The sequence below is a fragment of the Brevibacillus sp. NRRL NRS-603 genome (assembly GCF_003013445.1).
In the GTDB taxonomy this organism is placed as follows: domain Bacteria; phylum Bacillota; class Bacilli; order Brevibacillales; family Brevibacillaceae; genus Brevibacillus; species Brevibacillus formosus.
Window position 1 is genome coordinate 1 of sequence record NZ_PXZN01000028.1, and the last position, 2,284, is coordinate 2,284.

Sequence of the window (2,284 nt, forward strand, 5' to 3'; positions counted from 1 at the left end):
TCCACAGCTGGCTGACCTTCCTCCAAAATCTGCTTGGAAAGAGACGTCGCGGCTGAGAAGCCAGTCGCGTACTTATACACATAGAAGCCACGATAGAAATGAGGTATCCGCGCCCATTCCAAATCAACTTCGCTGTCTACGACCATATCTGGACCGTGATAGGCAACATTGAGCTCACGGTAAATCGTACTGAGAGATTCGGCTGTCAGCGGTTCTCCCTGCTCTTCTTTTGCGTGCACGATTTTCTCAAACTCGGCAAACATGGTTTGACGGAATACGGTGCCACGGAACTGCTCCAGATAATGATTAATCAAATACATACGCTGTTTCTTATCTGTCGTCGTCTCGAGCAAATGATTCATCAGCAATGCTTCGTTCAGTGTGGAGGCTACTTCTGCTACGAAAATCTTGTAATCAGCATACGTATAAGGCTGTGCGTGATTGGAATAGTAGCTATGCAAAGCATGCCCCATCTCATGTGCCAGCGTAAACATATTGTTGATATTGTCCTGATAGTTCATGAGGACAAACGGATGGGATGTATAAGCACCCCATGAGTAGGCTCCGCTTGTCTTCCCTTCGTTTTCATGCACATCGATCCAACCGTTGGAAAAGCCCTCATCCAAAATGCGACCGTACTCCTCACCTAGTGGATGAAGTGCTTCTTTGATCGTAGAGACAGCTTGGTCATAAGGGATTTTCATGTCCGTTTCAGGTACGATCGGCACGTACAAATCGTACATGTGCAATTCATCTACGCCCAATAATTTTTTGCGCAAGGCAATATATCGGTGCATGAGCGGAAGATGCTCATGGATCGTTGCAATCAGATTATCATACACAGGGAGCTCCACATTGTCAGCAAACAAGGCTGCGTACAGGGCAGACGGATATTTTCTCGTCCGAGCGTAGAAAACATCCCCTTTGATGGCAGATGTCAGCGAGGCCGCGATCGTATTACGGAACTTACCATATGTACTGTACAATGCTTCGAATGCTTCTTTGCGCACGCGTCGGTCCTTGCTTTCCATGAACTGCGTATAGCGTCCCTTGGTCAGCTCGACTTCTTCGCCGTTTTCATCCGTGATCATCGGAAATTTCATGTCAGCGTTGTTGAGCATCCCAAAAATTTTGGATGGAGAGGACGCAAGCTCGCTCATGTTTGCCAGTAATGCTTCTTCCTCGGCGGATAGCGTATGTGGCTTAAAGCGAGTAATCTCTTCCAACAAAATGCGGTAGTGCTCAAGACCTTCTACCTCTTTGATCCACGTCTGCAAGTCTTCCGTGGGAATCGCCAAAATCTCTGGCTGTATATACGAAATGGAACCGTATACTTGCGTGCTCAGACTAGTTGCTCTGTCAGTCAACCCTTGATACTTGCTGTTCGCATTGTCTTCGTCTCGACGCATACGTGCATAGACGTACACTTGGTCAAGCGTCTTCAACAATTCATCTTGCAGAGTCAACACGGCCAGCAACTGTTTACCGGAAGTAACCAGAGAGCCTTTCATTGCTGCAATTTTTTCTGTGAGCTGTTTTACTTTTTGTACGTCCGCTTCCCAATCATTATCTGTGGGATACATGTCCTCAAGACGCCATTTGTATTCAGCGGGGACGTCACTGCGTTTCGGCAGTGTTTTGCTTTTATTCACCGTGATCACTCCCTCGTTATTCATGTAAGATGAAATGGTCAAATCATCCATATGTGTATCCTATCGTATTATGCCTACAGGTTCAAATCAATCAGGCACTTCCACGCTTTCCACAGAAAAAAAGCCGACCTTTCCCGAAATGGAAAAGTCAGCTTCTCCCTACTCCAATATAGTGAAAGCCCGCTTCCTTTACCTCCTGGTTTGGCCAGGCATTTCGTCCGTCTACCAGCAGAGGCTGCGCCATGCTTTGATGAACCCGTTTCCAATCCAGTTGGACACACTGTTCCCATTCTGTGACTAATAATGCGGCGTGTGCTCCCTCGCATGCTTCTCCCGCGGATTGCGTATACGCGATCTGTGGAAACTGTTTGCTGACATCAGATGCTCCAATCGGATCATACGCCTTCACGGAAGCACCTTTTTGCAGGAGTGCTTCTATCAATTTGAGCGATGGCGCTTCGCGGATGTCATCTGTATCCGGTTTAAACGTCAACCCCAGAACGGCAATTTGTTTGCCTTTCAGATCAGGGAGTTGCAAGCACAGCTGCTCCAAAAACCAGACAGGCTGCGTATTATTCACCTCTCGCACTTTATCCAAAATACTTAAGTGAATATTGTGCTCAGCTGCGAGC

General features: G+C 47.2%; 2 protein-coding genes. Both read right to left on the reverse strand.

Features of this window, described 5'->3' with window-relative positions; genetic code table 11:
- The coding region (gene pepF / locus C7R94_RS21035) for an oligoendopeptidase F (protein WP_106784361.1) at positions 1-1,703 on the reverse strand (1,703 nt) is incomplete at its 3' end.
- A 97-nt stretch (positions 1,704-1,800) separates the two neighbouring features.
- Positions 1,801-2,284 (reverse strand): UDP binding domain-containing protein (locus C7R94_RS21040; RefSeq protein WP_146142813.1); only part of this gene is annotated, 484 nt, incomplete at its 5' end.